This is a genomic window from Peribacillus sp. RS7 (assembly GCF_041956845.1).
In the GTDB taxonomy this organism is placed as follows: Bacteria; Bacillota; Bacilli; order Bacillales; family DSM-1321; genus Peribacillus.
Genome location: NZ_CP168135.1, coordinates 50,421 through 76,502, shown reverse-complemented (window position 1 = coordinate 76,502; position 26,082 = coordinate 50,421). Strand labels below are relative to the sequence as shown.

The 26,082-nt window shown below is 41.8% G+C and carries 30 protein-coding genes; 24 read left to right on the top strand and 6 right to left on the bottom strand.

Annotated elements, in window-relative coordinates; genetic code table 11:
* Positions 1-33: 33 nt before the first annotated feature.
* A complete protein-coding gene (locus ACDZ29_RS00475; RefSeq protein WP_370015734.1) occupies positions 34-693 on the bottom strand; it encodes a C40 family peptidase in 660 nt (219 codons plus the stop codon).
* Between the two features lie 413 nt (positions 694-1,106).
* Here ACDZ29_RS00475 and ACDZ29_RS00470 point away from each other — a divergent pair, with 413 nt between their 5' ends.
* The 3 genes from ACDZ29_RS00470 (at position 1,107) to ACDZ29_RS00460 (ending at position 3,295) form a co-directional block, all read left to right on the top strand.
* Positions 1,107-2,366 (top strand): UV damage repair protein UvrX, encoded by a 1,260-nt coding sequence (locus tag ACDZ29_RS00470; protein WP_289315754.1) that lies wholly within the window; start codon positions 1,107-1,109, stop codon positions 2,364-2,366.
* 26 nt (positions 2,367-2,392) lie between these two features.
* Positions 2,393-2,725: a YolD-like family protein gene (locus ACDZ29_RS00465; protein WP_289315755.1), complete on the top strand. Its 333-nt coding sequence runs from the start codon at positions 2,393-2,395 to the stop codon at positions 2,723-2,725.
* A 246-nt stretch (positions 2,726-2,971) separates the two neighbouring features.
* The gene (locus ACDZ29_RS00460) at positions 2,972-3,295 is read left to right on the top strand and encodes an iron-sulfur cluster biosynthesis family protein (protein WP_289325663.1); all 324 of its coding nucleotides are present in this window, start codon (positions 2,972-2,974) and stop codon (positions 3,293-3,295) included.
* A 44-nt stretch (positions 3,296-3,339) separates the two neighbouring features.
* Here the strand turns inward: ACDZ29_RS00460 and ACDZ29_RS00455 are convergent, their stop codons facing one another.
* Positions 3,340-4,239, bottom strand: coding sequence for an alpha/beta hydrolase (locus tag ACDZ29_RS00455; RefSeq protein ID WP_289325662.1), 900 nt, complete (start codon positions 4,237-4,239; stop codon positions 3,340-3,342).
* Between the two features lie 130 nt (positions 4,240-4,369).
* On the opposite strand from ACDZ29_RS00455, the gene ACDZ29_RS00450 reads away from it, so the two are divergent.
* Positions 4,370-4,630, top strand: coding sequence for a YqkE family protein (locus ACDZ29_RS00450; protein WP_289325661.1), 261 nt, complete (start codon positions 4,370-4,372; stop codon positions 4,628-4,630).
* Between the two features lie 187 nt (positions 4,631-4,817).
* Complete coding sequence (locus tag ACDZ29_RS00445; RefSeq protein WP_289325660.1) at positions 4,818-5,255, top strand: MarR family winged helix-turn-helix transcriptional regulator; 438 nt, start codon at positions 4,818-4,820, stop codon at positions 5,253-5,255.
* Between the two features lie 590 nt (positions 5,256-5,845).
* Here ACDZ29_RS00445 and ACDZ29_RS00440 read toward each other — a convergent pair.
* From ACDZ29_RS00440 to mciZ, 3 genes are all read right to left on the bottom strand, one after another.
* Positions 5,846-6,271 carry an Ohr family peroxiredoxin gene (locus tag ACDZ29_RS00440; RefSeq protein ID WP_252281220.1) on the bottom strand — a complete coding sequence of 142 codons (426 nt, stop codon included), beginning with the start codon at positions 6,269-6,271 and terminating at the stop codon, positions 5,846-5,848.
* Between the two features lie 308 nt (positions 6,272-6,579).
* Positions 6,580-7,488, bottom strand: a complete 909-nt coding sequence (locus ACDZ29_RS00435; protein WP_370015733.1) for an aldo/keto reductase — start codon at positions 7,486-7,488, stop codon at positions 6,580-6,582.
* Positions 7,489-7,544: 56 nt separating this feature from the next.
* Entirely contained in the window at positions 7,545-7,706 is a 162-nt protein-coding gene (gene mciZ / locus ACDZ29_RS00430; protein WP_289315762.1) for a Z-ring formation inhibitor MciZ, read from the bottom strand.
* Positions 7,707-7,781: 75 nt separating this feature from the next.
* Here mciZ and ACDZ29_RS00425 point away from each other — a divergent pair, with 75 nt between their 5' ends.
* Both ACDZ29_RS00425 and ACDZ29_RS00420 read left to right on the top strand, forming a co-directional pair.
* Complete coding sequence (locus ACDZ29_RS00425) at positions 7,782-8,333, top strand: NUDIX hydrolase (RefSeq protein ID WP_289325658.1); 552 nt, start codon at positions 7,782-7,784, stop codon at positions 8,331-8,333.
* Entirely contained in the window at positions 8,334-9,512 is a 1,179-nt protein-coding gene (locus ACDZ29_RS00420; RefSeq protein WP_375089464.1) for an endonuclease Q family protein, read from the top strand.
* 47 nt (positions 9,513-9,559) lie between these two features.
* On the opposite strand, the gene ACDZ29_RS00415 is transcribed toward ACDZ29_RS00420, so the two are convergent.
* On the bottom strand, positions 9,560-10,123 hold the full coding sequence (locus ACDZ29_RS00415; RefSeq protein WP_375089463.1) for a GNAT family N-acetyltransferase: 564 nt from the start codon (positions 10,121-10,123) through the stop codon (positions 9,560-9,562).
* Positions 10,124-10,262: 139 nt separating this feature from the next.
* Between ACDZ29_RS00415 and spoIIM the strand changes: the two genes are divergently transcribed.
* The 17 genes from spoIIM (at position 10,263) to lysA (ending at position 26,066) form a co-directional block, all read left to right on the top strand.
* Positions 10,263-10,910 (top strand): stage II sporulation protein M, encoded by a 648-nt coding sequence (gene spoIIM / locus ACDZ29_RS00410; RefSeq protein ID WP_289315766.1) that lies wholly within the window; start codon positions 10,263-10,265, stop codon positions 10,908-10,910.
* A 119-nt stretch (positions 10,911-11,029) separates the two neighbouring features.
* Positions 11,030-11,488: a Fur family transcriptional regulator gene (locus tag ACDZ29_RS00405; RefSeq protein ID WP_289318338.1), complete on the top strand. Its 459-nt coding sequence runs from the start codon at positions 11,030-11,032 to the stop codon at positions 11,486-11,488.
* A 207-nt stretch (positions 11,489-11,695) separates the two neighbouring features.
* A complete protein-coding gene (locus tag ACDZ29_RS00400; RefSeq protein ID WP_095389711.1) occupies positions 11,696-11,923 on the top strand; it encodes a YqzK family protein in 228 nt (75 codons plus the stop codon).
* Positions 11,924-11,928: 5 nt separating this feature from the next.
* Entirely contained in the window at positions 11,929-12,822 is an 894-nt protein-coding gene (xerD, locus tag ACDZ29_RS00395) for a site-specific tyrosine recombinase XerD (RefSeq protein ID WP_289325655.1), read from the top strand.
* A gap of 297 nt (positions 12,823-13,119) precedes the next feature.
* On the top strand, positions 13,120-14,319 hold the full coding sequence (deoB, locus tag ACDZ29_RS00390) for a phosphopentomutase (RefSeq protein ID WP_375089461.1): 1,200 nt from the start codon (positions 13,120-13,122) through the stop codon (positions 14,317-14,319).
* A gap of 4 nt (positions 14,320-14,323) precedes the next feature.
* Positions 14,324-15,136 carry a purine-nucleoside phosphorylase gene (locus ACDZ29_RS00385; protein ID WP_289315769.1) on the top strand — a complete coding sequence of 271 codons (813 nt, stop codon included), beginning with the start codon at positions 14,324-14,326 and terminating at the stop codon, positions 15,134-15,136.
* A gap of 66 nt (positions 15,137-15,202) precedes the next feature.
* Entirely contained in the window at positions 15,203-16,507 is a 1,305-nt protein-coding gene (locus ACDZ29_RS00380) for a pyrimidine-nucleoside phosphorylase (RefSeq protein WP_375089459.1), read from the top strand.
* Between the two features lie 199 nt (positions 16,508-16,706).
* Complete coding sequence (locus ACDZ29_RS00375) at positions 16,707-17,873, top strand: D-alanyl-D-alanine carboxypeptidase family protein (RefSeq protein WP_289325653.1); 1,167 nt, start codon at positions 16,707-16,709, stop codon at positions 17,871-17,873.
* A 131-nt stretch (positions 17,874-18,004) separates the two neighbouring features.
* Complete coding sequence (spoIIAA, locus tag ACDZ29_RS00370; RefSeq protein WP_061463936.1) at positions 18,005-18,355, top strand: anti-sigma F factor antagonist; 351 nt, start codon at positions 18,005-18,007, stop codon at positions 18,353-18,355.
* A 1-nt stretch (position 18,356) separates the two neighbouring features.
* The gene (gene spoIIAB, locus ACDZ29_RS00365; RefSeq protein ID WP_289315772.1) at positions 18,357-18,797 is read left to right on the top strand and encodes an anti-sigma F factor; all 441 of its coding nucleotides are present in this window, start codon (positions 18,357-18,359) and stop codon (positions 18,795-18,797) included.
* Positions 18,798-18,810: 13 nt separating this feature from the next.
* Positions 18,811-19,578 (top strand): RNA polymerase sporulation sigma factor SigF, encoded by a 768-nt coding sequence (gene sigF / locus ACDZ29_RS00360; protein ID WP_061463935.1) that lies wholly within the window; start codon positions 18,811-18,813, stop codon positions 19,576-19,578.
* A gap of 308 nt (positions 19,579-19,886) precedes the next feature.
* A complete protein-coding gene (locus tag ACDZ29_RS00355) occupies positions 19,887-21,176 on the top strand; it encodes an NCS2 family permease (protein WP_375091076.1) in 1,290 nt (429 codons plus the stop codon).
* Between the two features lie 150 nt (positions 21,177-21,326).
* Positions 21,327-21,950, top strand: coding sequence for a stage V sporulation protein AA (locus ACDZ29_RS00350; protein WP_353957662.1), 624 nt, complete (start codon positions 21,327-21,329; stop codon positions 21,948-21,950).
* Positions 21,940-22,362, top strand: coding sequence for a stage V sporulation protein AB (locus ACDZ29_RS00345; RefSeq protein ID WP_289318341.1), 423 nt, complete (start codon positions 21,940-21,942; stop codon positions 22,360-22,362). Before ACDZ29_RS00350 ends, ACDZ29_RS00345 begins: the two co-directional genes overlap by 11 nt.
* 43 nt (positions 22,363-22,405) lie before the next feature.
* On the top strand, positions 22,406-22,987 hold the full coding sequence (locus tag ACDZ29_RS00340) for a stage V sporulation protein AE (RefSeq protein ID WP_098370826.1): 582 nt from the start codon (positions 22,406-22,408) through the stop codon (positions 22,985-22,987).
* Entirely contained in the window at positions 22,965-24,458 is a 1,494-nt protein-coding gene (locus tag ACDZ29_RS00335) for a spore germination protein (protein WP_375089457.1), read from the top strand. Before ACDZ29_RS00340 ends, ACDZ29_RS00335 begins: the two co-directional genes overlap by 23 nt.
* A 279-nt stretch (positions 24,459-24,737) precedes the next feature.
* The gene (lysA, locus tag ACDZ29_RS00330; protein WP_375089455.1) at positions 24,738-26,066 is read left to right on the top strand and encodes a diaminopimelate decarboxylase; all 1,329 of its coding nucleotides are present in this window, start codon (positions 24,738-24,740) and stop codon (positions 26,064-26,066) included.
* The last annotated feature ends 16 nt before the right edge of the window (positions 26,067-26,082 follow it).

Below are 26,082 nucleotides of genomic sequence, written 5' to 3'. Positions count from 1 at the left end.
TTCGCTCACAAGGATGAGCTCATGTCCTGGATTTTATAACGTTTTCGCACCTAAATATTTTGGTTTCCAATAAGAATTATCCATATTCGTGATGGTTATTCCTTTAGAAGACGTAGCACTGATGAATTGACCATTTCCGATATAGATCCCAACATGGGATACTCCTGTTCTTCCAGAAGAAGTATCAAAGAATACAAGATCACCTTTAGCTGGTGATGATACTTTTAAACCTGTATTGGAATAGAGCAATGATGTTGTACGAGGTAAGGTAATTCCTTGTGATTTCTGGAATACGTAATAGACGAAGCCTGAGCAGTCGAATCCAGTCGGTGTTGTTCCGCCCCATTTATAGGGTTTGCCTATTAAGGTTTTTGCATAGCTGATCAGGCTTGTATTATTGACATTATAAACACCAAGCGCATTAAATGTGCCTCGGCCTGCAATCCCATCGGCAGTTAATCCTTTGGCTTTTTGGAATTTTTTTACTGCAGATACAGAATAGGTGCCGTAATATGTAGTCAGTGAACCTGAATATGTGAAATAACCTTTGGTTTTTAAAAGTTGTTGTAGTTGTTTGACATCGCTATGTGTCATTCCGGGTCTGAGGGTTTGATCTCCGATATTTGCAAAGGCTTGCAGTGGGGTTAGCATCATGGCAGATGCAACAGCAGCTGATGCGATCCATTTCTTCATAATTTTCATTTCCTCTCTATCTATCTCTCTATTATTCTTAACAATATTATCCTACAATACCATTATGACAATTAGACATAATTTTGGTTACAATTACATTACAAAAAATGAGTAGTAAGACTAAAATTAAATAGACGAAAGTCTATTGAAAAGGGTGGATGAATTTTAAAAAACTAAGCATATGGATTCACTTGAAATTATTCAAGTTACTAATTAATCTATTTGAAAAAAACTATATGGAAACATAGTTTAAATATGGTAATTTATCCGTTTTTAGGGTCTATTATATTTTTCAAGGAAATTACAATAAAAAGTAGAAATTTGTATGAAAACTTCCATTGAATAAGAACGTATATTCGGTTAAAGTTATGAATATAATAAAAGCGAACGTATATTCTTGTTAGGGTGAAGAAATGATGGATTATGGGACGATGCCGAAACAATCAATTATGTGTATCGATATGAAAAGTTTTTATGCAAGCTGTTCTGCGGTCATGCTTGGTCTGGATCCACTCGATTGTTATCTGGCGGTGGTTGGTGATTTGAAGAGGACGGGGAGCATTGTGCTTGCAGCTTCTCCAAAAATGAAGAAGGAATTTGGCATCAAGACAGGTTCGCGGATGTTTGAGATTCCGAATGATCCAAGGATTGTCGTCGTTGAACCCAAAATGGCGACCTATTTAAGGGTCTCGACAGAAATCACCCGCTTGTTCAACCGTTATGTGCCCAAAGAAGCGATTCACGTGTATAGTGTGGACGAAAGTTTTGTGAAAGTCGATGGTGCCGCTTCTTTATGGGGAGATGCCCGGGTGATAGCTGAAAAGATAAAAGATGAAATCGAACGGGAATTACAGCTCCCATGTGCCATTGGAATTGGTCCGAACATGCTTATGGCAAAACTTTGCCTTGATTTGGAAGCCAAACATAAAGGGATTGCAGAATGGAAGTATGAGGATGTGCCAAACAAACTTTGGCCGATTTCCCCGCTTCGTGAAATGTGGGGAATCGGCAGGCGCGTAGAAAAAACCCTTCATGGAATGGGAATATTCACGGTTGGGCAGCTTGCCAATTATGATCTTGAATTACTTGAAGCGAAGTTTGGAATTATGGGCAATCAGCTTTACCACCATGCGTGGGGAATAGATTTATCGGATATGGGGGCAGTGATCATCGAAGGGCAGGTCAGCTTTGGCAAAAGTCAAATCCTGCTTAGGGATTATAAGGCGGAGCATGAGGTCAAGCAGGTCATGCTGGAAATTTGCGAAGAAGTTGGAAGAAGGGCACGTACCCATCGCAAGGCAGGAAGGACGGTCAGCCTAAGCATTGGTTACAGCAAGGATGAGTTTGGCGGTGGTTTCCATCGTTCGCGTTCGATCAGCGAACCGACCAACATTACGATGGAGTTATATAAAGTTTGCCTGGAGCTTTTTCATGAGAACTATAAGCAAAAAACGGTTCGGAGCATAGAGGTCCGACTCTCGAATATTGTGGATGATAACGAAATGCAGCTGACTTTATTTGATGCTTCGCGCTGGAAAAAGCGGGAATTGAGTTACACGGTTGATCGAATCCGCCATAAATATGGACCCAAATCGTTATTGCGTGCAGTTTCGTATACAGAAGCGGGTACAGCTGTTCACCGAAGCAGGCTGCTTGGTGGGCATAAGGCGTAAGGTTGACTTTGAAGGGAGGGAAAAGAATGATTCGTGATCGCGGCCGTATCAAATGGACATCGATGATGTTGCCGGAGCATGTGAAGATGCTGCGGGATTGGGTGGTGGAGGATGGCTATGAAACGGAGCGCATCCTGGATGAGCAGCAACTGGAAGAAATGAATGCGGTTATGGGGGAAGCGATGGAGGAAAGAAAGGATGTCGCGATTGCTCATTATGAAGGAAACCGGTATCAGCTGTTAATCGGCAGGATTCATTATTATAATGAGCTCACCCAAAAGCTTCATATCGTTGATCGCTTTCAGCAGGCTCACTATATCAGGCTTTCCGATATAGCGGATGTAAGGATAATGGAATAATGAGCGGAAGGGCTGTTCTCAAGGGACAGCCTTTCATTTTCGGAACGACATCGATCCTCTTTACTGTATTTTCATCTTGATAAAAGGAAATCATCGGGCAAAGGGAATCTGACTTGTAGCACGGTCAATGGAAGAAGTGATTTTCATGTCGGCCGATTTTGCAGAAGGAAGCAGGCAGTTTCGTTAACAGAAACATTTTTATCGTTTATAATGGGGGAATGCAAAGACATCGGGAGGCATGTAATCATGTATATTGAATGGACGGAAAGAGCGGCTGAGAAAATAGCCGATAAGGTACAGGGACAAGAAGGATATTTACAGTTGAAATATGATACTGATGGTTGTGGCTGCGTGGTAAGTGGTGTGACGGCGCTATGGTTAGTCAACGAACCTGAGGAAGGTACCGAAAAAGCGGAAACAAACGGAATACCTCTATATGTGGAGAAATCGAAAATGATTTTTTTGGATGAAGTCATGAAAATAGACTTTGTTCCGGAAGCGAACAGCTTTCAGTTAAAAAGTCCGAATCAAATCTTAAATCCGAGGATGAGCTATTTTAATAAAATCTAACTGAAGAAAATGAGAGGGAATCTTGGATCCCTCTCATTTTCTTCTCAGACAAGTTCGAGAAACTGATCGATTTGATCTTCATATTCTTTTGGATTTTCATTATAAGATTGAGCATGGGCCCCTTTTTTAGCGATGTACAACTGCTTTGGGCCCTCTTTTGCTGCATATAATTCCGCTGTCATGGAAGCAGGAATAAAGCTGTCATTCTCACTATGGATGAAGAGCACGGGGTTTCGGATATTTTTCATATAATCGATTGGGGACACTTCATTGGTCCAATATCCATCACGGAGTTTGATGAACGTACGCCCAAGCGGAAACACGGTCCAAGAGGGAAATGGGATTTCAAGCTTGAGCTGGTGTTTGATCTGATCCTCGAAATTTGAAAATGGACAGTCCGCAATGTAAAAGTCAGCACCATCTTCAAGCATTCCGGCATATAAAAGCAGGGTTACGGCCCCCATGGATTCTCCATGAATGCCAATATGAAGATCAGAACCTTTACGCCTTTTCAATTCATCGATTACGGCCTTCAGGTCGAATTTTTCATAATGTCCATAACTGCTCGTCTTGCCACCGGAATCCCCATGCCGGCGGTGGTCATAAATGATGGCATTGAAGCCCCGCTTAAGAAAAATATTCATGTACTTAATGGAATTGACTTTGTTCTCCGTCACACCATGGGAAATGACCACCCACTTATTGGTATCGTGCGGTTCGATAAACAAGCATTTCAAGGAATATCCGGATGGTGAGGATACCCAAATTTCCGTTTTAGGCAGATTATCAAAATCCTCCCTGATCAGGCGTTTAGCCGTGATTTCACGATTCTGGATAAAATCAGCTTCCTTTTTTTTCATGTACATGATCCGATTGGAAAAATAAATGCCGACGCCGATGATATAGGTTAGGATTCCAGCGAGTGTAAACCACCATTTCTTCATGAAGGATCCTCCTCGGTTGATTTTCTTTATTTTACCATGAGGGAAATGGGAAAACACTGTTTGAAAACCATAACGAGGAAAACGGCAGTCGTGATATAATAATTTCATAAATGGCCAGGAGGTTTTAAGGATGAAAAAGAAACAGCCGCGAAATCAAAATCAAAGCAAAAACCAAGATAAAGATTCATCATCATTGAAACTTGGTGATATGATCAATCAAGATATCATGTCCCAGCTTCGTCAAAAGCAAAAGGAACTGAATGAGGCTGAACAAGAGAAAAGGGCAGCGGAAGAAGAAAAAAAACGCGAAGAAAGAAAGCAGCGGGAGAAGAACAAATCATTCGAAGAACTATTGGGTGAAAGCAATATGAACTGGAAGAACTATAAATGAAGAACAGGGAGCAGTTTAAGGGGCGTCTCCCTTTTTCGTTCCTAACAACAGGAAAGAACCATTCTTAGAAAAGGATAGGGGAACATTCCTTGCTGATATTCCTTTATTTTATAAAGTATAACGATTATATTAAAGATAAGTTCGATATGCATTCATATCGGATGGACTACTACTAGCTGGTGATATGATGCAAAGTAAAATAGAAAATGTACTGGAAAACCAATTATGTTTCCTGCTTTATGCAAGTTCAAGGGAAATGACGAAAAAATATAAACCGCTGCTTGATAAACTCGAAGTGACATATCCTCAATATCTGGTTCTTCTTCTACTATGGGAACAGGATACACTTACAGTGAAAAAATTAGGGGAGCTGCTTGCCCTCGACTCAGGAACGCTAACCCCCATGTTGAAACGAATGGAACAGAATGGCTTGATTGTCCGTGAACGTTCCACTGAAGATGAACGGTCTGTCATGATAAAGCTGACGGAAAAGGGACATGGTTTACAGGAAGAGGCCTGTCTCATTCCCGATCGCATTTCGGCTATGTCGGGTGAGGATAAGAGGGTGGTTGAGGATTTGAAAGCTTCACTGCTCCAACTATTGAAAACATTACAGGAATTTTAGCAAAAAGGAAAAACGCTTGGGAATCCCAAGCGTTTTAGTTTGTCGAAAAAAGGAGATTCGGAATGGTCTTATCCCTAACCAAATTAAAAGAAGGCTTGGTTATCCAAACCTAAGTAGATTGAAGAAATTTGCGACACTCCTGCCGAATAACTGGCTAGCCGAGACCCCACAGACGCTTGCTTTGATGAGGCTTGGCTGACAGTCGGCGGAAAGGGGGCGGATTTAATCCGTGGATCTTAAATAATTGCTTCGGCGTCCGAATAGTGAAATGAAGGTCGAAATAATTTGTAAAAGATCGAATAAAGTGCGGTGTAGGTCGAAAAAAATCGTGAACGGTCGAATAATGTGCAGTGTAGGTCGAATAATTGCGTGAACGGCCAAAAAAAATGTGGTGTAAGTTGAAAAACTGCGTGGACTGCCGGGAAAAAGCTCCGGATAACGAAAAAAGTAACGGTGTAGGTCGAAAAAAGTGCACCGGCTGAAATCAAATGCAACTTTCTTAAAATAAAAAACTGCAGGCAAACTCGCTTTTCTTCGAGTTTGTCTACAGTCTGAGACGCTTGGGAACCCCCAAGCGTCTTTTTGTCGGATTAATCTACATCTATTTCAATGGCGACATCCACATTGCCGTTGATTGCTTTTGAATAAGGACACATTTGATGTGCTTTATGAACAAGGGTTTCGAATGTCTCCTTATCGACCCCGGATCCCTTCACGGCCAAAGTTACAGCCAAGCTGTACTGATGCATCTCACCCATCAATAGACTGACGCTTGCAGTGACTTTGGAATCGAAAGAAACGCGTTCAATTTTACCAACTGATTGCAAGGCACTATCAAAACATGCGGCATATCCAGCTGCAAAAAGCTGTTCCGGATTAGATGCTTCAGGCATCTGTTTAGCCCTTGGCGTTCCCGGCATCGCAATATCAACCGTGAAGTTACCGTCAGCGGAAATAGCCGTTCCTTCTCTTCCGCCATCCACTGTTACTGATGTTGTAAATAATGTTTTTGTCATGATTTTTCTCCCTTACCTTCTTATTTTCAATTGTACACAACTTAATTGTACAACATTAACTTTAGGATGGCAATGAAAAAGTTGAAAAACTATATCGAATGAAGTTATCGATCAAAATTCATCAACTGAATATATTAGAAGTGGGGTCTGGAAAGGATTAGAATGATAGGAGATACAGAAGCACTATGGAAAATAAAATGACGGAACGGAAATAGGCTGCCTATCCCGTTGGTTAAACGCAGATAAGGCAGCCTCTAAAGATCGTCCTGACATTCCTTTGAAACATTTAGTTTAGTTCGAACAACTTTTTATTCCCGGTGACTTACATATTTGTTCGCTTTGGTCAACTGCTTCAAGATATCAAGCTCGGTTTTGGACAGTGAAGAGCTGTTAGCGGCCTGGCAGTTTTCACGGAGCTGCTGTACTGAGCTTGCTCCTGGTACAACGGTAGCGACGCTTTGATGGGACAATACATATTGAAGTGCCGTTTCATTCAACTTCCTATCAGAAAGTTTGTCCTTTAATTGCGGAAGTAAATCCTTAAGCTCGTGATAGCTATAGTCGAGGTATCCATCCTCTTTTGCCTTTGCAAGCATTTTCTCACTAAGCAATCCTTTAGCAAGGGGCCCACGGGCGATGATGCTGATCTGTTTGTTGTCCAAAAGGGACATCCACTCTTCTGGGCGGCGGTCGAGAAGATTAAACTGCATCATTACGGAATCGAGCTCGGATTTTTCAGTGAATTCCTTGATCACATTCGGACGAATCGAGGAAATTCCATAATATCGGATATAGCCTTCTTTTTTCAGCTCTTCAAATGCTTCTACCGTTTCTCCGATATTGTCTGAAATGGTGCCTCCATGTAATTGATAAAGGTCAATATAATCAGTCCCCAACCGTTTTAAGCTATCTTTTACTGCCGTTTTAATATAAGAGCCAGATGGATCCCAGCTCCAGGCATCCTTATTTTCATTCCAACGGTTTCCAACCTTGGTGGCTATGTATACCTTATCGCGGACCGATTTTAAATTCTTTCCGACGATTTCTTCATTCATACCGAAATCATATAAGTCAGCCGTATCAAAGTAATTGATTCCTTCATCTAAAGCGGCCTGTATGATTTCGGATGCCTGATTTTCAACAGTCCCCAATGACATGCATCCGAGCCCGATTTCAGATACTAGCAATTCTGAATTGCCTAATCTGCGTTTTTTCATGTTATCCACTCCCTTTACATTCATTGTAAAGGAGAAATCCATTTCACTCAAAGAATTCACTTGATCCGTTTTAAAGGAGCGGGTGGCGCCTGATGGTGTATGTCGGCAATCCAATCATTGATATAGACATATTGATTTTGCAATTGTTTTAGTTTTTGAAGGATTTCCCAACTCTTTCCGGATAAAGTAACGCTTTTTTCCAATACGTAAACTTTCATTAAATCGCCCTCCCTCTCTATTATGGTAAAATGTATGAGAAATCATGCTGCAATTAGAACAGAGGAGTGGTCAGGATGAAAAAATTTGAAGAAAAAACGCTGTCTTCGGAAAAAATCTTCACAGGAAAGGTAATCAGCCTGCAAGTGGATGATGTTGAACTTCCTGATGGGAAAACGGGTAAACGTGAAATAGTCAAACATCCGGGAGCGGTTGCAATCATAGCTCTTACTGCAGAAAATAAAATCATCATGGTTGAACAGTACCGTAAAGCGCTGGAGAGAAGCTTGGTGGAAATCCCTGCAGGAAAGCTGGAAAAAGGGGAAGAACCGGTTCTGTCGGCAGAACGGGAGTTGGAAGAGGAGACAGGTTATGAATGCGAAAAAATGGAGCACATCATATCCTTCTATACTTCACCAGGTTTCGCCGATGAATTGGTCCACCTGTATGTGGCCCACAATTTGAAAAAGAAAGAAAATGCGGCCCCACTGGATGAAGATGAATTTGTCGAGATGATTGAACTCACGTTGGAGGAAGCTCAAACTTATATGGTTGAAGGGAAAATCCAGGATGCCAAAACGGCATATGCCGTGCAGTATCTGCTGTTGAAAAAGGCGATGACTTCATAAATGAAGGAGTTTTACGCTGACCTGCATATCCATATAGGCAGAACGAGAAGCGGAAGGGCCGTGAAAATAACAGGTGCTAAGACGTTAACCTTCAGCAAGGTGCTGCAAGTGGCGAGTGAAAGGAAGGGCCTTGATCTAATCGGGATAATCGATTGCCATTCTCCTGAAATTATCGAAGAGATCGAAGCGGGGATTCTGGATGGCGAAATCACGGAAAAGATGGAAGGTGGACTTCAATACAGGAATACAACCATCATTCCAGGCTCGGAGATTGAAATTTATGACCAGAATTGTAATGGACCAATCCATGTCCTCGCCTATTTTCCCACTTTAAAAGCGATGAAGGAATTCTCCTCATGGATGAGCGGACATGTTAAAAATATAACCTTGAGCTCCCAAAGGATTTATTGTGATGGAAGAACGCTGCAAAAGATGGTGAAGTCACTGGGCGGCCTGTTTATCCCGGCACATGTTTTCACCCCTTTTAAAAGCTTGTATGGAAAAGGAGTGCGGTCCAGTCTGACAGAAGTATTCGATCCGAAGCTGATTGATGCCATCGAACTTGGCTTAAGTTCAGATACAGAAATGGTCAAGGATATCGAGGAGTTGGACTCCTATGTATTCGTGACAAATTCCGATGCTCATTCGCTTGGGAAAATCGCTCGTGAATATCAAAAAGTCCTGCTTGCAGAACCAAGTTTCAATGAGCTGGCAAAAGCCCTTAAAGAAAAAGGGAATCGTAAGGTGACCGTTAATTATGGATTGAACCCCTTATTGGGAAAATATCATCAAACCGTATGTTCAGGGTGTTTACACCAGGTGTTGAGGGATAGTGAACAATGTCCTGAGTGTGGTAATAAATCCATTATAAAAGGAGTATCGTCCAGGATCAACGAACTCTCCATTACCAAAATCAACGGAAGATATGGAAGGGAAAGGCCACCATATATCCATCAAGTACCACTCGATTTCATCCCAGGACTTGGACCTAAATCGATGGAAAAACTGCTGGAGGCATTTGGAACAGAGATGAATATCCTTCATGAAGTTACGCTTGAACAGCTCATGGAAATCGTGCCTGAAAAATTGGCTCGCTACATTGATTCTGCCAGAAAAGGGACGCTTTCTTTTGAGGTGGGGGGCGGAGGCAAATACGGAAAAGTCAAAAAGGAAAGCTAACCTGAATAAAAGTCCTGACAGATGATTGTTACCTGTCAGGACTTTTTTTAGATTGTAGTTTTTGCATAAATGGAGGTGTCCCGCAATTCCTTGCCATCAGCACTTAGACAGTCATAACGCAAAGTTCCTTCAAGGATAAACCCTAGCTTCTCGGGAATCCGTTTGCTGGCAATATTTTTAGGATCACAGCGGATTTCAACTCGCTTTGCCCCATAATGGTAAAAAGCGAATTTGGTTAACTTTTCGACCGCTTCCATTATGTACCCTTGTTTACTGTACCTCGTATCAATCCAATAACCAATTTCGAATTTAGGGATATCCCAGTTAATCCGGTGCAGACCAGTGGAGCCGATGAATTGATCGTCTTCTTTCCTATAAATATGAAGTCTAATATCCTCTTTTATAATAAAGTCCGCAAAGGACTTAAGAACGTTCTGTTCTGAAGTTTCCGGAGACGCATCTTGATGGGCAAATGGCAGCCACTGTTTCAATTCATGTTTAGAATGGACAATGGCCTCGTAAACGTCAAGGCCATCACCAGGCTGACATGGTCTTAAATATAATCGTGGGGTTTCAATTTTTTCGGGGAAATCCATTAATATAGCTTTCATATCCTACCTCCATATAATGATTTTGGGAAATTATAACACAAATTCAGTTTAAGGTGTTCTGCTGATGGGGAAAGTTTTCTTAGCATAAATGAGAGAGTGAAAACATAGATTCTAGTAAGCGGAGTTGGGAGGATGAAAGATGAAAAAAAAATCTGTCGTACAAAATGCCGTAATGAAACATATTAACGAACATTCCTCATTATATGTCTTTATCACTGTGCTTTTTTTGATGGGTGTCATTTTTGGGGCAGTACTGGTGAATAGTTTGAGCTTTACCCAAAAGGAAGACTTGTTCTATTATTTATCGCAATTTTTCGGACAAGTATCCAAAGGTGAATTTGCATCTTCGCATGATATGTTCAGCCAAAGTATTATGCATAATATAAAATATATCGGCGTCATCTGGATTCTCGGAATATCGGTCATCGGTTTGCCTGTCATTTTGGTTTTGCTATTTATAAAAGGGATGGTTGTTGGATTCACAGTCGGCTTTTTAGTCAATCAAATGGGGTGGAGTGGGTTTTTATTATCGTTTGTCGCCATTCTGCCCCAAAATATATTCATAGTCCCTATATTCATCGTGATAACCGTCCTTGCCGTCTCACTATCAATGAAAATGATCAGCCGGATTTTCCTTAAGCAGGTTCGTGAGCCACTGAAGCCGATAATATCACGGTATATTTTCTCATTGATTTTGTCGGGGCTATTTTTGGTTACAGCTGCTGCATTTGAAGCGTACCTATCCCCTTCCTTAATGAAAAATGTCGTAAGTTTATTGGGTCATTGATGGAAATTTACGGTTCCCGCAAATTTTTTTATCATTAACAAGAAATCTATTTTGACAGTTTTCCCTCATTTGATATAATGGATAGGATAGCGGCGCGGGAGGGAATATTAGGTATGGAAATAGAAAACAGAATTGATAGGATAAAAAAGCAGTTGCACTCGTCCAGCTACAAATTAACGCCTCAGCGAGAAGCGACCGTCCGCGTTTTACTTGAGCATGAAGAGGACCATTTAAGCGCAGAAGACGTTTACCTCCTTGTCAAAGAAAAGTCGCCGGAAATTGGATTGGCAACAGTTTACCGTACGCTAGAGTTGCTGACTGAATTGAAGATAGTAGATAAAATTAACTTTGGAGACGGGGTTTCCCGTTATGATTTAAGACAAGAAGGAGCTGCGCATTTCCATCATCATCTTGTTTGTGTGGAATGTGGTGCGGTAGATGAGATCCAGGAAGACCTACTTGAAGACGTAGAAGACATTGTCGAACGCGACTGGAACTTCAAGATTAAAGACCATAGATTAACCTTTCATGGCATTTGTCATCGATGTCATGACAAAGAAGACAACAAAGGTGAATGAAGTTGGACCTTTTCCATTTAGTGGAGAAGGTTTTCTGCATTTTTAAAGGGCTAAAAACCTATTGCGAGGCATCAGGAAAATATCAGGATGAAGGAATGAATTTTCTCACGTAAGTGCAGTTTTTGCTTTCTCCTTACCTAAACACGTATAAAACTTGTCCTGTTGGGCATAGATTGATACAGAGGATCGAATGGGAGGGGAAAGATGATGAAAACATCATTATCGCTTATTTTGCATACGGCTAAAGTGATGGTTCTCTTTGTTAGCTTCACTGTTCTTTTTTATATAGGAATGGTATGGTTAAATCAGGAATATCAGAGTTATCATCGTTATGATGAACCCAAAGGTATGGCTGTAAAAGTATCGAAGGCTGTTGATACAGGTGATGATGCATGGCTTGAACGCTTAATGTTGTTTTATTTAAACGGGGAGTAATGAATATGGAGAATCAAATTAGGGATTTCATTCATTTTTTAACCATTGAAAAAGGACTGGCCAAGAATACGCTCGTCTCCTATGAGCGCGACTTAAAATCATATTGGGGCTATCTGAAAGATGTTGAAACCATTAACGACTGGAATGATTCACGGCGGGTGAACATCTTGCATTTTCTCGTGCATTTGAAGGATCAAGGGAAATCATCGAAGACGGTAGCACGTCATATTGCGTCCATCCGGTCTTTTCATCAATTTCTTCTAAGGGAAAAAGTAACCGATCAGGATCCGTCCATACATATAGAAACGCCAAAACCGGAACGAAGCCTTCCGAAAGTATTAAGCATGGAAGAGGTTGAAGCACTATTGGAAGCCCCGAAGATAATGGATGAATTCGGTTTACGAGACAAGGCGATGCTAGAACTGATGTATGCGACAGGTATGCGTGTCAGTGAGTTGATATCCATGGATGTGAGTGATGTTCATGCATCGATGGGTTTTGTCCGTTGTGTAGGGAAAGGAAATAAAGAGAGGATCATTCCGATTGGACAAACGGCACTGGGTGCCATTGAACATTATATGGAAAGTTCCCGAGGGAGATTGGCCAGCCCAAAGCACAGGACAGATTCACTTTTTTTGAATCATCATGGCAACAGGCTGACAAGGCAGGGGTTTTGGAAGATTCTAAAAAAACTTGTGAAATCGGCACAAATAGAAAAAGAAATTACACCACATACACTGAGACATTCTTTCGCGACTCATCTATTGATGAATGGGGCTGATTTACGTGCCGTCCAAGAAATGCTTGGTCATGCGGATATTTCGACAACGCAAATTTATACACATATTACGAACGTACGGATCAAGGATGTATATTCAAAATTCCATCCGCGAGCATAATAGAATAGCAGAATGATAGAAAGGTTGTGAATTTAACTGCGAGGCAGTTGAAGGGAGCAGCCTTTTTTCCGATCTGTCTCGACAGTCATAATGCTGCTGAGATTCTTGCGCACATCCAATGGAACTTTATTTCATTCGTGAAATATATTATTTGTCTCCATCTAGGTAATCGTTTACAATATAGAGAGGTCAGACTTCTGACGTTATAATGATTGCATTTATTTGAAGAGTAACTGTGCAGTATAAGGGTATTATAGAGAGTATAAAACTGATTTACTATTTTAGGAGGAATGACTCATGAATGGAAATTCAGCATTTAAACGTATATTTGTAGTTGTTATGGATTCTGTTGGAATCGGCGAAGCACCTGATGCAGATTTATTCGGTGATAAAGGGGCGGATACACTTGGCCATATCGCAGAAAAAATGAATGGATTGAACATGCCGACTCTCGCAAAATTGGGTTTAGGCAATATACGTGAAATCAAAGGGATTGATAAAGCTCAGCATCCTCTCGCATACTATACGAAAATGAAAGAGGCATCTACAGGAAAAGATACGATGACTGGACATTGGGAAATCATGGGGTTGAATATATCCACTCCATTCCGTGTATTTCCAGATGGCTTTCCGGAATTGTTAGTCAATGAACTCGAGGCGAAAATGGGACGGGGAATTATTGGGAACGTCCCGGCAAGCGGTACGGAAATCATTGAAAGACTTGGCGAGGAACATATGAAAACGGGTGCGTTGATCGTATATACATCAGCTGATTCAGTTTTACAGATTGCTGCACATGAAGATATCGTTCCGATAGACGAATTATACAGGATTTGTGAAATTGTACGTGAGGTGACAATGGCTGATGAGTTCAAGGTTGGGCGCGTGATTGCCAGACCTTTCACAGGTGAACCAGGCAGCTTCAAAAGAACCACTAACCGTCATGATTATGCATTGAAGCCTTTTAACCGGACAGTAATGGACGAATTGAAGGATTCTGGATATGATGTGCTCGCAATCGGGAAAATCTCGGATATCTTTGATGGGGAAGGCGTCACAGAATCATTAAGGACCGTATCCAATATGGATGGAATGGATAAATTAATCCAAACGATAGAACAGGACTTCAAAGGGCTAAGTTTCCTTAACCTGGTCGACTTCGATGCTTTATACGGTCACAGGCGCGATCCAGAGGGATACGGAAAGGCATTGGAAGAATTCGATGCTCGGATGCCGGAAGTCCTAGATAAACTGAAAGAGGATGATTTATTGATCATCACTGCCGACCATGGGAATGATCCGGTACATGAAGGAACCGATCACACACGTGAATATGTGCCATTATTAGTCTACTCCAAACGATTTACAGAAGGTGCCGAGCTCCCGGTAAGAGATACATTTGCTGATATCGGGGCGACGGTCGCTGCTAATTTTGATGTAAAAATGCCTGCCTTCGGGAAAAATATATTGGGCGATCTAAATAAAGGGGAGATTTAAATAGATGTTTAATAAAATAGAGACAGCTGCGTCATTCATAAAAAATAAGATTGAAGGCTCCCCGGAGATAGGACTGATTCTTGGTTCTGGACTTGGAGTATTGGCAGATGAAATTGAAAATCCCATAACGATTCCTTACCACGAAATTCCGGAATTTCCGGTATCGACTGTTGAAGGACATGCTGGACAGCTTGTCATTGGTCATTTAAGTGGTAAAAAGGTAGTGGCCATGCAAGGGCGTTTCCACTTTTATGAAGGGTACTCCATGGAGAAAGTCACATTTCCAGTACGTGTAATGAAACTTCTTGGTGTTGAGCAGCTAATTGTAACGAATGCTGCCGGAAGCGTTAATGAAAGCTATGAACCAGGTGACTTGATGCTCATTACGGATCATATTAATTTAATGGGGGCAAACCCATTGATTGGTCCTAATGAGGAGCGTTTCGGCCCTAGATTCCCTGATATGTCAGAAGCTTATAATAAAGACCTTCGGACTCAAGCTAAACAAATTGCATCTTCACTAGGCCTGGATATTAAAGAAGGTGTCTATATCGGAAATACAGGACCAACCTATGAGACACCGGCAGAAGTGAAAATGGCAAGGATCCTTGGCGGGGATGCAGTTGGGATGTCGACAGTTCCGGAAGTTATCGTAGCAAGGCATAGCGGTATGAAGGTGCTTGGAATATCATGCCTTACCAATATGGCTGCAGGCATTCTGGATCAGCCTTTGTCGCATGAAGAGGTAATTGAAACGACGGAAAAAGTGAAAAGCAGTTTTCTGGAATTTGTTAAGCAAATCGTTAAAGACATATAAAACAATCCAAAAAAATACAAGTACACCTGAGAGAAGCGGTGTCTTTAAAAAAGTGGGGATTCCAATATGAGAATGGTAGATTTAATTGAGAAAAAGCGTGATGGAAAGGCTCTTTCTACAGAAGAAATACAGTTCATTATCAAAGGGTTTACCGATGGATCGATTCCGGATTACCAAATGAGTGCCTGGTCAATGGCTGTTTATTTCAAAGGGATGAATGAGCAGGAACGTGCGGATTTAACCATGGCAATGGTCGAGTCGGGCGATCAAATTGATTTATCGATGATTGAAGGAATTAAGGTCGATAAACATTCAACAGGCGGTGTTGGTGACACCACAACACTAGTGCTTGGACCATTGGTTGCTGCTGTAGGTGTCTCAGTGGCAAAGATGTCAGGACGCGGGCTCGGCCATACAGGCGGTACGATCGATAAATTGGAGTCTGTAAAAGGTTTCCATGTCGAAATAGAAAATGACGAGTTCATTAGACTTGTCAATAAAAATAAAATAGCTGTCATTGGGCAAAGTGGTAACCTGACTCCAGCGGACAAAAAGTTATATGCATTGCGCGATGTTACGGCTACGGTTAATAGTATCGGTTTGATTGCCGGCTCGATCATGAGTAAGAAAATCGCTGCTGGTGCTGATGCGATTGTACTTGATGTTAAAACGGGAGCAGGCGCTTTCATGAAAACTCTCGAAGATTCCGAAGAGTTAGCGCATGCGATGGTAAGCATTGGGAACAATGTGGGGCGAAACACGATGGCTGTCATTTCCGATATGAGCCAACCCCTGGGCTACGCAATCGGTAATGCATTAGAAGTGAAGGAAGCCATCGATACGCTTAAAGGGGAAGGACCGGAAGATTTAACGGAACTTTCTTTAACACTGGGAAGCCATATGGTGTACCTTGCCAAAAAGGCAAGCTCGCTGGAAGAAGCAAGAACCTTGCTTGAAAATGCGATCAAAGATGGTTCTGCACTTAACTCATTCAAAGTCTTCCTAGAAGCGCAGGGAGGCGATGGTTCGGTTGTGGATCAGCCGGAAAAACTTCCGCAGGCTGCTCATGTTTTCGAGCTAGAAGCGAAAGAGGATGGATATGTATCGGAAATCATCGCTGATGAAGTAGGAACGGCAGCTATGCTTTTAGGCGCCGGGCGGGCGACAAAAGAGTCAGAGATTGATTTGGCAGTCGGGCTGGTACTCCGTAAAAAAATCGGGGAATCCGTGGCAAAAGGTGAATCCCTTGTGACGATTTACAGCAATTTTGAAGATGTTTCAAAGGTGAAAGAAAAATTGTATGAAAGCATTGCGATTTCAAAAGAGAAAGTGGAAAAACCTACTTTGATCTATAAAGAAATCATGGAATAACAAAAAAAAGGCCGCGGTTTTGAGCGGCCTTTTTACGTCTGTCCCATTGAATGTTTAAAAGAGGATGCCCATGCGCATCCTCTTTTATTTTTGTTAATATGTTACCCAATAACCATTATATGTTCAAAATTCATCTTTATTTGTATAAAAATGGGTTTGATGGAAAAAATAAATCATATAAAGATTGGAGGGTATGGAGATGAAGCGGATTCTTTCTCTATTTTTAACCGTATTAGTAGCAATGGGTTTTAGCATCCCGCATACAGAGGCAGCTGAAGAAAAGGGAGTTGACTTGGCGGCCAATGCTAAATCAGCCATTTTGATTGAACGGGATACAGGCAATATTCTGTATGATAAAAATGCAGATGCTCGTCTTTCACCGGCAAGCATGACGAAAATCATGACGATGCTGCTGATCATGGAAGCGATCGATAAAGGCGAACTCAGCATGAAGGAGAAAATCAGGACTAGTGAGTATGCAGCTTCGATGGGCGGTTCCCAGATCTTCCTCGAGCCAGGTGAAGAAATGACCACAGAACAAATGCTTAAGGGCATCTCGATTGGTTCGGCGAATGATGCATCGGTAGCGATGGCTGAACGTCTTGCTGGATCGGAAGAAGAGTTCGTTAGGAAAATGAACAAAAAGGCGAAAGACCTCGGGTTGAAAAATACGAAGTTCCAAAACGCAACAGGCCTTCCTGTTAAAGATCATTACAGTTCGGCCCATGATATGTCGATCATGGCGAAGGAATTATTGAAATACGATACGATAACAAGGTTCACGGGAACATATGAAGATTACCTCCGTGAAAATACCGAAAAGAAATTCTGGCTTGTCAATACGAACAGATTGGTGAAATTTTACCCTGGAGTGGATGGACTGAAGACAGGATTCACAAATGAAGCGAAGTATTGTCTGACAGCCACAGCAAAAAAGGGGAATATGCGTGTCATTGCCGTCGTTTTCGGGGCCGTTTCTCCAAAGGAACGAAACGCTCAGGTCACCAAGATGTTGGATTATGCATTTTCGCAATACATCACATATCCGATTTATAAACGCGGTGAGGTGTTAGGTGAAGCGAAGATAAGTAAAGGCAGCAAGAAATCCGTGATGGGAGTGACAAGTGAACCCATTTCAGTTTTGACAACCAAGAACGGGACGCCAAAGGACTTTACAAAAAAAATCACTCTTGATAAAAATTTGGATGCCCCCATTAAAAAAGGCGATCAAATTGGTACACTTGAATTGAAGAAAAACGGTAAGGTTTATGTCGAATCTCCAATAGTCGCGAAAGAAACTGTTGAAAATGCCAGCTGGTGGCAATTGTATAAACGGGCTTTCGGCATGTTTGCCCAAGCGAAATAGAATAAATTGTCGCAATGCCTGTTAATCGTACTAATTTAGGCGAATCTCCACTAGTTTTGCCACTAAGAAGGAATCTGCAGGTGAAAAAGAGAATTTGACTCTTTATAAGACAGTGAAGGAGGCTGTATATAATGAGTCTTACGATTAATATGGAGGCGAAAAATCGTGTATTGTGCATTCGTCTCAAAGGTGATTTAGATCATCATACAGCAGAAAAATTGAAAAACCAGGCAGAGGCAGCCATTCAAAAGCATAACATCAAGCATATTATCCTCAACATGGAAGAATTGCATTTTATGGACAGTTCAGGGCTTGGAGTTATTTTAGGACGCTATAAGCAGGTAAACAAAAAGCAAGGTGAAATGGTGGTTTGTGCAATTTCTCCAGCGGTAAAGCGGTTATTTGAGATGTCAGGGTTGTTTAAAATTGTTAAAATGGAACTATCCGAAAAAAACGCTTTGCAAAGACTGGGGGTTGCCTAAGATGAAAAATAAAATGGAAACGAAATTTTCTGCACTAAGCCAAAATGAATCTTTTGCAAGGGTAACTGTTGCGGCTTTCATTGCCCAATTGGACCCGACGATGGATGAATTGACTGAGATCAAGACTGTCGTGTCAGAAGCCGTTACGAATTCGATTATCCATGGGTATGAGAGCGACCCTGAAGGTTGGGTCTATATTTCAGTGGTCATCGAAGGTGATACTGTGGAATTGACCATCCGGGATGAAGGACTGGGCATTGAGGACGTCGAGGAGGCTAAACAGCCGTTATTTACGACTAAACCCGAACTTGAACGTTCCGGTATGGGATTCACCATCATGGAAAACTTCATGGATGAAATCCATATAATTTCCCATAAGGGCGAAGGCACGATCATTCGATTAAAAAAGCACTTAACTACAAGCAGAGCTTTGTGCAATTAAGGGAGACTTGCATATGGATGTGGAGGTTAAAAACCAGAAGAGCAAGAAAGGCCAGCCCCATTTAAAAGATGAGGAATTGCGGAATTTAATCCAACGCAGCCAGAGCGGTGACCAGGATGCAAGGAACCTGATTGTCAATAGCAATCTTAGGCTTGTATGGTCAGTCGTGCAAAGATTCCTCAATCGAGGTTACGAACCGGACGACCTTTATCAAATTGGCTGTATTGGTCTGTTGAAGTCCGTGGATAAATTTGACTTATCGTTTGAGGTGAAATTCTCAACTTATGCTGTGCCAATGATCATTGGTGAAATCCAACGTTTTATCCGTGATGATGGAACGGTTAAAGTAAGCCGGTCTTTAAAGGAAATGGCGAATAAAATTCGCAGGGCCAAAGAGGAACTTTCAAAGACGTATGGCCGTGTCCCGACTGTCAACGAATTGGCGGAACACCTTGAGCTATCGCCAGAAGAAATCATCATGGCCCAAGAAGCCAGCAGGAGCCCTTCATCCATCCATGAAACGGTTTACGAAAATGATGGAGATCCGATTACCCTTCTTGACCAGATTGCCGATCATAACGAGACATCTTGGTTTGATCAAATCGCTTTGAAAGAAGCGATACATGAATTGAATGAACGTGAAAGGCTGATTGTTTTCCTGAGGTATTATAAGGATCAGACGCAATCGGAAGTAGCGGCAAGGCTTGGTATTTCCCAAGTTCAAGTGTCAAGACTGGAAAAGAAAATTCTTCAGCAAATGAAAAACCACATGAATCAGTGATTCATGTGGTTTTTCATTTGGCTGGAGATAAATCTTTATTTTAGGAAAAAGTAAAAGTAATTCCCTCAGGATATCTTGGTGGGATGAAAATTTTTGAAAATATGAGTGGGGGTCAAATTTTTTAGTTGAATTTAAAATTAAAAACGAATAATATAGTAAAGGTCGCGTTTTTCATTCGTTTTTCATCTTGTTTTAAACGAAAAATCAATCAGGAAAAGCGTCGATGCAGTACAATTTTAGGACACCTTGTCTTTGCGTGCAAACGGTTGTCGGTGTTTCCTTTAGATCTGGAGGTCTAAAATATGTTTATGGAAAAGTTTTTTTCCCTGAAAGAAAATGGGACGGATGTCCGTACAGAAGTCATGGCGGGTGTTACGACATTTTTAACAATGGTTTATATCCTTATTGTGAATCCGGCATTATTGTCTTCTATCGGAATTCCATTTGAACAAGTTTTCATGGCAACGGTCATATCAGCGGTAATTGGGACCCTTATCATGGGGCTGGTAGCAAAATACCCGATTGCGATAGCACCAGGGATGGGTTTGAATGCTTATTTTGCCAGCGTTGTGGGGGCACAGGGCCTCTCATATCAGACTGTATTCGGTACGGTTTTTATTGCTGGTTTGCTATTTCTATTAATTAGCGTAACGAGCTTGCGTAAAATGATAATTGATGCGATTCCTAACTCATTAAAATATGGCATCACATCCGGAATCGGTTTATTCATTGCATTTATCGGATTGAAGAACGCTGGAATCGTGGTGTCTAATGAATCAACGATGGTGACGCTAGGCGATTTGCATCAGCCAGGAACCGTTTTAGCGTTAGCGGGCTTATTCATTACCTTGATTTTTATGGCCCGTAATATTAAAGGGGCAATTTTTATTGGTATGATCATCACGGCAGTCATTGGCTACTTTATCGGTTTACTCAACTTTGATGGAGTCGTATCTGTACCTCCAGCACCGGTATTTTTCGATATCGATATTGCCGGGGTCTTCACGCATTCTTTATATTCAATCGTTTTCGCCTTTTTACTTGTGACGATCTTTGATACGACAGGTACCTTGATTGGTGTCACGGAACAGGCAGGACTAACGAAGGATGGGAAAATCCCACGCGCCAAGAAAGCATTTTTAGGTGATGCGATTGCGACGATAGTCGGCTCGATGTTTGGAACAAGTCCCTCAACGGCTTACGTTGAATCGAGTACTGGAGTCGCCGCAGGCGGACGTACCGGGTTAACTGCTACTGTTGTGGCGATCCTGTTCGCTGCATCGATTTTCTTTTCTCCATTAATATCGGCCATTTCTTCAGTTCAAGCAATTACAGCCCCCGTTTTGATCATCGTAGGATGTTTCATGATGGAAGGCTTGGCTAAAGTCAATTGGAAAATTTTCGATGAAGCATTTCCGGCATTTGCGATCATTTTAACGATGCCGCTTACTTCAAGCATATCTACAGGGATTGCAATCGGGTTCATTACTTATCCCCTTATGAAGGTATTCAGTGGAAAAGGAAAATCGGTACATCCGCTCATTTATATTTTTGGATTGATATTTTTAGTTCAGCTGATTTTCTTCCCCACTCATTAATTTATGAATGTAAATCAAAAAGACATGCTGTCATTGCAGCATGTCTTTTTTGTTTTCAATTAGTAATATTTGGACATGGTTCACTTCCTGCATTTTCAAACTGTTTCCAATCCATACTACTAGCATAAGGAAATAAAAGGTCGGGATGTGATGATAGTGGCAGTTGTATATATCAGGATGAGGAACCGTGTACAAGTAAAGGGAAATCAAACGGTGAGGATAAAAGATATTGCAAGGATAATCGGACCTGAAGAAGTGATTCGAAAAATTGAAGAAATCATATTATTAACGGTCAAGAAGGAAGATAGGAATATTATTGTCATTGATTTGGCTCAAGTTATCATGGCCATTCGTAAGGTGGATACGACCATTGAGGTGGAGACGTTCGGACCCTCCCAAACGATCATCGAAATCATCCTCTCGAAAAAGAAAATGTCAGTTTTGACTTTCGCCTTAGTCTGGTTCTTGTTGTTTGTCGGCGGTGGGATGACCATCATGAACTTCCATGTGGATGTCAGCATGGGGGAAGTGCATCAAAAAATCTTTACTTTAATAACGGGAAAAGTGGAAGAAAAGCCGTTATTGATCCAAATCCCATATAGCTTCGGACTTGGCATGGGCATGATTTTATTTTTTAATCACTTTTTTAAAAAACGCTTCAATGAGGAACCTAGTCCGCTCGAGGTTGAAATGTTCAACTATCAGCAGGATTTGGACCGTTATGTAATCATGAATGAAAATAAGGAGAACGTGCGCCATCTTGATGACAGGTAAAGTTATCTTCGGAATCTTTGTTGGGTTAGCCGGAGGTTTTGCGACAGGTGCCGGTTTTGTAGCGTTTTTAACTGTACTTGGGGTGATACCGAGGCTGACTCAGCTGACAAAAACAATGAAAATGATACATTACTACGAAGGAGCTATCATTGCCGGGGTTGTCGCAGGAACTTGGCTAGGGTTACAGGGTACGGAATTTTCCCTCCCACAATTTTTATTGATTCCGATCGGCCTGGCTGACGGGATCTTTAATGGGATGCTTGCTGCTGCCTTAACTGAAGTCCTGAATGTATTTCCGGTTCTGTCCAAGCGAATCGGCATTCAAGAGAAAATCATTTATCTGTTAATGGCACTCGTTTTGGGGAAAATAGCGGGATCATTATTCCAATGGATTTATTTTGTCGATTTATAAGTTTATGAGGTAACTATTCCTGATGATGAAAGGTAGGCCCAAGATGGTGACCAAACGAAAAGTGATATTGATTACGGATGGAGATGAGTATGCGAAACGGGCTGTCGAGCATGTAGCCAAGGAAATTGGGGGAAGATGTATCTCCATGTCCCAGGGTAATCCATCACGATATACGGGCTTGGAGTTAGTTGAATTAATAAAAAAGGCGAAGTATGATCCAGTATTGGTCATGTTTGATGATAGCGGTTTTATCGGTGAAGGATCCGGCGAACAGGCAATGAAGGTAGTTGCCGGTCACCCTGATATTAATGTCCTTGGAGTGATAGCGGTCGCTTCAAAGACTAGAAGGGAAGAATGGACCAAGGTGGATATCTGTATTGACCGTGATGGTAATTTGACACCGAACGGGGTTGATAAATACGGAGCTGAGGAATTCGAACTGGGTAAGATTACAGGAGACACGGTGTATTGCATCGATCAATTGCATGTTCCCATAGTAGTCGGGATAGGGGATATCGGAAAAATGTCCCATCAGGACGATTTTAAAAGAGGAGCACCGATAACGAAGCTAGCGGTGGAAATCATATTGGAAAGGAGTGGACATGATGACTTCAGAAAAACCTGAAAACATGAAACCGATTCCGGATAGGGTAGCGGAAGTTGACGCGTACATGAAAGAGAAAGTAGGTCTGGGCGTCAGCTTCGACTTAGGGGTAAGAAGGATAAAGGTCCTTAGAAAAGATGTGCATCTTTACTATATAAACGGGCTGACGGATACAGAGTTCATCATGGAAATCCTCGAATCTCTTATTCATAACAAAAATGCTGAAATCTTGACTACTAAAGTTTTTGATGCAGTCAAAGGCTTGCTCGTACACCAATCAGTTGAGGAAATAAAGACGATGGATGAGCTTGTTGATCAGGTATTATCCGGTTTAATAGTCATTGTTGTTGATGGTAAACCAATAGGATTGGTTGTTGATGTCAGGAGTTATCCCGGGAGACAGCCAGTAGAACCCGATACGGAAAAAGTCGTCCGTGGATCAAGAGATGGTTTTGTCGAGAATATCATCGTTAACACTGCGATAACCAGACGGAGAATACGGGATGAAAGATTACGTTTCGAAATGTTGCATGTAGGGGAACGATCGAAAACGGATATTTCCATCGGCTACATTAAAGATATTGCCGATCCTGATTTAATAGAAATCATTCGTAAGGAATTGAATAACATTGAGGTTGATGGCATAACGATGTCTGATAAGACGATCGAAGAGTTCATCGTCAAGCAAAGATATAACCCATATCCGCTTGTCAGGTACACGGAACGGGCTGATGTAGCGGCAACACATCTACTTGAGGGGCATGTCCTTATTTATGTGGATACTTCACCGAGCGTCATCATTACCCCGTCCACTCTTTTCCATCACATGCAACACGCTGAAGAGTATCGGCAGGCACCTGCAGTTGGAACCTTGGTGCGCTGGGTACGTTTTTTCGGGATTTTCGTTTCATTATACTTGCTGCCTATTTGGTTATTGTTTGCTTTAGATCCTTCTCTTTTACCGGATAAGTTGGAATTTATCGGGCCGAATGAAAAAACGCATATACCCATTGTGGTCCAAATCTTCATTTCCGATATAGGAATAGAATTTTTAAGGATGGCAGCCGTACATACCCCGTCCCCGCTTTCTACGGCAATGGGCTTGGTTGCGGCAGTTTTGATTGGACAGATAGCGATAGATGTCGGACTATTTGTTCCTGAAGTGGTTCTCTACGCTTCCGTAGCGACAATTGGTACTTTTGTCACTCCGAGTTTAGAATTAGGGGTTGCGAATAAAATTTCCCGTTTAATACTGCTAGTGTTGGTCGCTTTCTTTAAAGTGCCTGGCTTGATCATAGGCATCACACTCTACATTATTATGCTTACTAGTATAAAAACGTTAAATACACCTTATTTATGGCCGCTTATCCCATTTCAGCCGAAGGGTTTGTCACATATACTATTAAGAAGACCATATCCAGGAACTGCTGAGCGTCCGAGTATTGTGCATCCCCAGGATAAATATAGGCAGCCGAGAAAATCTAAAGGTTGATGTTGTCGAAAAGTTATGGTAATTTAATTTTATTCGGATAAAGCGGTAAAGTTAAGGCTTCACAAAGAGATAGAGCGTTTATGCCTCTTGAAGTTAAACCAATCTGTCTTTCCCTTCGAACTACTAAGCAGTCATAGAGAACAATATTAAATGGGATAATCGATACGGATGAGGCTTGTTCATATAGAGGATCCTACTCACTTACAGCAGGGTTTCTTTATTTGGGGCTGCCTCATTTCTTATTAATCTTTAGATTTAAGTCAGGAAGGTGAGGCTATCATGCATTTGTACGGAACCGGTGGTGTCAATGAACGTGGACATCTGGAGATCGGGGGAGTGGACACGATCGAACTGATCGAACAATTTGGTACACCATTATATGTTTATGATGTAAAGCTAATTCGTGAACGGGCAAGAGGGTTCAAGAAAACTTTTGAGGAATTGGGGATTTCTGCTCAAGTTGCTTACGCAAGTAAGGCCTTTTCTTCGATTGCCATGATCCAGTTGGCCGATCAAGAAGGACTTTCTCTCGATGTTGTCTCAGCGGGGGAATTGTATACGGCAATTAAGGCAAATTTCCCAACTGAACGGATTCACTTCCATGGAAACAACAAAAGTGAAGAAGAGCTACATATGGCTTTGGATTATGACATTGGCTGTATAGTAGTCGATAATTTTTCAGAGTTGACACTGTTGGAAGAAATTTGTACAAACCGTGAACAAAAAATGAAAATCCTTCTTCGTGTAACACCAGGTATCGAAGCCCATACGCATGATTACATCTTGACAGGGCAAGAAGATTCGAAATTTGGTTTTGATCTTATTAACGGGCAGGCGGAAGGCGCCCTTCGACAAGCACTTCAAAGTGAATTTCTGGAAGTACTGGGATTGCACTGCCATATCGGTTCCCAGATCTTTCAAACGACCGGTTTCCTTCTTGCAGCCCAAAAAATTATCGGCAAGCTGAATGACTGGCATGGCTCGATAGGGTTTCAACCAAAGGTATTGAATCTCGGAGGGGGATTCGGAATTCGGTATACACAAGAGGACGACCCGCTACCGGCATCTCAATATGTAGAAGAAATCGTTACGGAAGTGCAGAACCTGATTGCCGATTCTGATTTAATGATGCCTGAAATCTGGATCGAACCTGGCCGTTCATTAGTCGGAGACGCAGGTGTGACCTTGTACAAGGTCGGTTCTGAAAAGGAAGTGCCTAATGTCCGTAAATATATTGCCGTTGATGGGGGCATGAGTGATAATATACGTCCTGCTCTTTATGAAGCGAAATATGATGCCATTCTTGCAAACCGGCCACTTGATCCTGTAGAAGAGACGGTGTCCATTGCTGGGAAATGCTGCGAAAGCGGTGATATGTTAATTTGGGACTTACCATTGCCAAAAGCCGGACGAGGTGATGTCTTGGCAGTCTTTTGTACAGGGGCATATGGATATTCAATGTCGAATAATTACAATCGGATTCCGAGACCGGCTGTCGTCTTTGCCGAAAATGGAGAAGCCCGATTGGTCATCAAACGCGAAACGTATGAAGATCTTATCCATTTGGATTTGGCCCTACATGAAGCAGCGGTCGTCAATAAAAAATGAAAAAAGGATGGCATTG

Bases quoted from the DNA above. Each gene is read 5' to 3' on its own strand.
- ACDZ29_RS00475 (WP_370015734.1), bottom strand. From the start codon at position 693: ATGAAGAAATGGATCGCATCAGCTGCTGTTGCATCTGCCATGATGCTA.
- ACDZ29_RS00470 (WP_289315754.1), top strand. From the start codon at position 1,107: ATGATGGATTATGGGACGATGCCGAAACAATCAATTATGTGTATCGAT.
- ACDZ29_RS00465 (WP_289315755.1), top strand. From the start codon at position 2,393: ATGATTCGTGATCGCGGCCGTATCAAATGGACATCGATGATGTTGCCG.
- ACDZ29_RS00460 (WP_289325663.1), top strand. From the start codon at position 2,972: ATGTATATTGAATGGACGGAAAGAGCGGCTGAGAAAATAGCCGATAAG.
- ACDZ29_RS00455 (WP_289325662.1), bottom strand. From the start codon at position 4,239: ATGAAGAAATGGTGGTTTACACTCGCTGGAATCCTAACCTATATCATC.
- ACDZ29_RS00450 (WP_289325661.1), top strand. From the start codon at position 4,370: ATGAAAAAGAAACAGCCGCGAAATCAAAATCAAAGCAAAAACCAAGAT.
- ACDZ29_RS00445 (WP_289325660.1), top strand. From the start codon at position 4,818: ATGCAAAGTAAAATAGAAAATGTACTGGAAAACCAATTATGTTTCCTG.
- ACDZ29_RS00440 (WP_252281220.1), bottom strand. From the start codon at position 6,271: ATGACAAAAACATTATTTACAACATCAGTAACAGTGGATGGCGGAAGA.
- ACDZ29_RS00435 (WP_370015733.1), bottom strand. From the start codon at position 7,488: ATGAAAAAACGCAGATTAGGCAATTCAGAATTGCTAGTATCTGAAATC.
- mciZ (WP_289315762.1), bottom strand. From the start codon at position 7,706: ATGAAAGTTTACGTATTGGAAAAAAGCGTTACTTTATCCGGAAAGAGT.
- ACDZ29_RS00425 (WP_289325658.1), top strand. From the start codon at position 7,782: ATGAAAAAATTTGAAGAAAAAACGCTGTCTTCGGAAAAAATCTTCACA.
- ACDZ29_RS00420 (WP_375089464.1), top strand. From the start codon at position 8,334: ATGAAGGAGTTTTACGCTGACCTGCATATCCATATAGGCAGAACGAGA.
- ACDZ29_RS00415 (WP_375089463.1), bottom strand. From the start codon at position 10,123: ATGAAAGCTATATTAATGGATTTCCCCGAAAAAATTGAAACCCCACGA.
- spoIIM (WP_289315766.1), top strand. From the start codon at position 10,263: ATGAAAAAAAAATCTGTCGTACAAAATGCCGTAATGAAACATATTAAC.
- ACDZ29_RS00400 (WP_095389711.1), top strand. From the start codon at position 11,696: ATGAAAACATCATTATCGCTTATTTTGCATACGGCTAAAGTGATGGTT.
- xerD (WP_289325655.1), top strand. From the start codon at position 11,929: ATGGAGAATCAAATTAGGGATTTCATTCATTTTTTAACCATTGAAAAA.
- deoB (WP_375089461.1), top strand. From the start codon at position 13,120: ATGAATGGAAATTCAGCATTTAAACGTATATTTGTAGTTGTTATGGAT.
- ACDZ29_RS00385 (WP_289315769.1), top strand. From the start codon at position 14,324: ATGTTTAATAAAATAGAGACAGCTGCGTCATTCATAAAAAATAAGATT.
- ACDZ29_RS00380 (WP_375089459.1), top strand. From the start codon at position 15,203: ATGAGAATGGTAGATTTAATTGAGAAAAAGCGTGATGGAAAGGCTCTT.
- ACDZ29_RS00375 (WP_289325653.1), top strand. From the start codon at position 16,707: ATGAAGCGGATTCTTTCTCTATTTTTAACCGTATTAGTAGCAATGGGT.
- spoIIAA (WP_061463936.1), top strand. From the start codon at position 18,005: ATGAGTCTTACGATTAATATGGAGGCGAAAAATCGTGTATTGTGCATT.
- spoIIAB (WP_289315772.1), top strand. From the start codon at position 18,357: ATGAAAAATAAAATGGAAACGAAATTTTCTGCACTAAGCCAAAATGAA.
- sigF (WP_061463935.1), top strand. From the start codon at position 18,811: ATGGATGTGGAGGTTAAAAACCAGAAGAGCAAGAAAGGCCAGCCCCAT.
- ACDZ29_RS00355 (WP_375091076.1), top strand. From the start codon at position 19,887: ATGGAAAAGTTTTTTTCCCTGAAAGAAAATGGGACGGATGTCCGTACA.
- ACDZ29_RS00350 (WP_353957662.1), top strand. From the start codon at position 21,327: ATGATAGTGGCAGTTGTATATATCAGGATGAGGAACCGTGTACAAGTA.
- ACDZ29_RS00345 (WP_289318341.1), top strand. From the start codon at position 21,940: ATGACAGGTAAAGTTATCTTCGGAATCTTTGTTGGGTTAGCCGGAGGT.
- ACDZ29_RS00340 (WP_098370826.1), top strand. From the start codon at position 22,406: ATGGTGACCAAACGAAAAGTGATATTGATTACGGATGGAGATGAGTAT.
- ACDZ29_RS00335 (WP_375089457.1), top strand. From the start codon at position 22,965: ATGATGACTTCAGAAAAACCTGAAAACATGAAACCGATTCCGGATAGG.
- lysA (WP_375089455.1), top strand. From the start codon at position 24,738: ATGCATTTGTACGGAACCGGTGGTGTCAATGAACGTGGACATCTGGAG.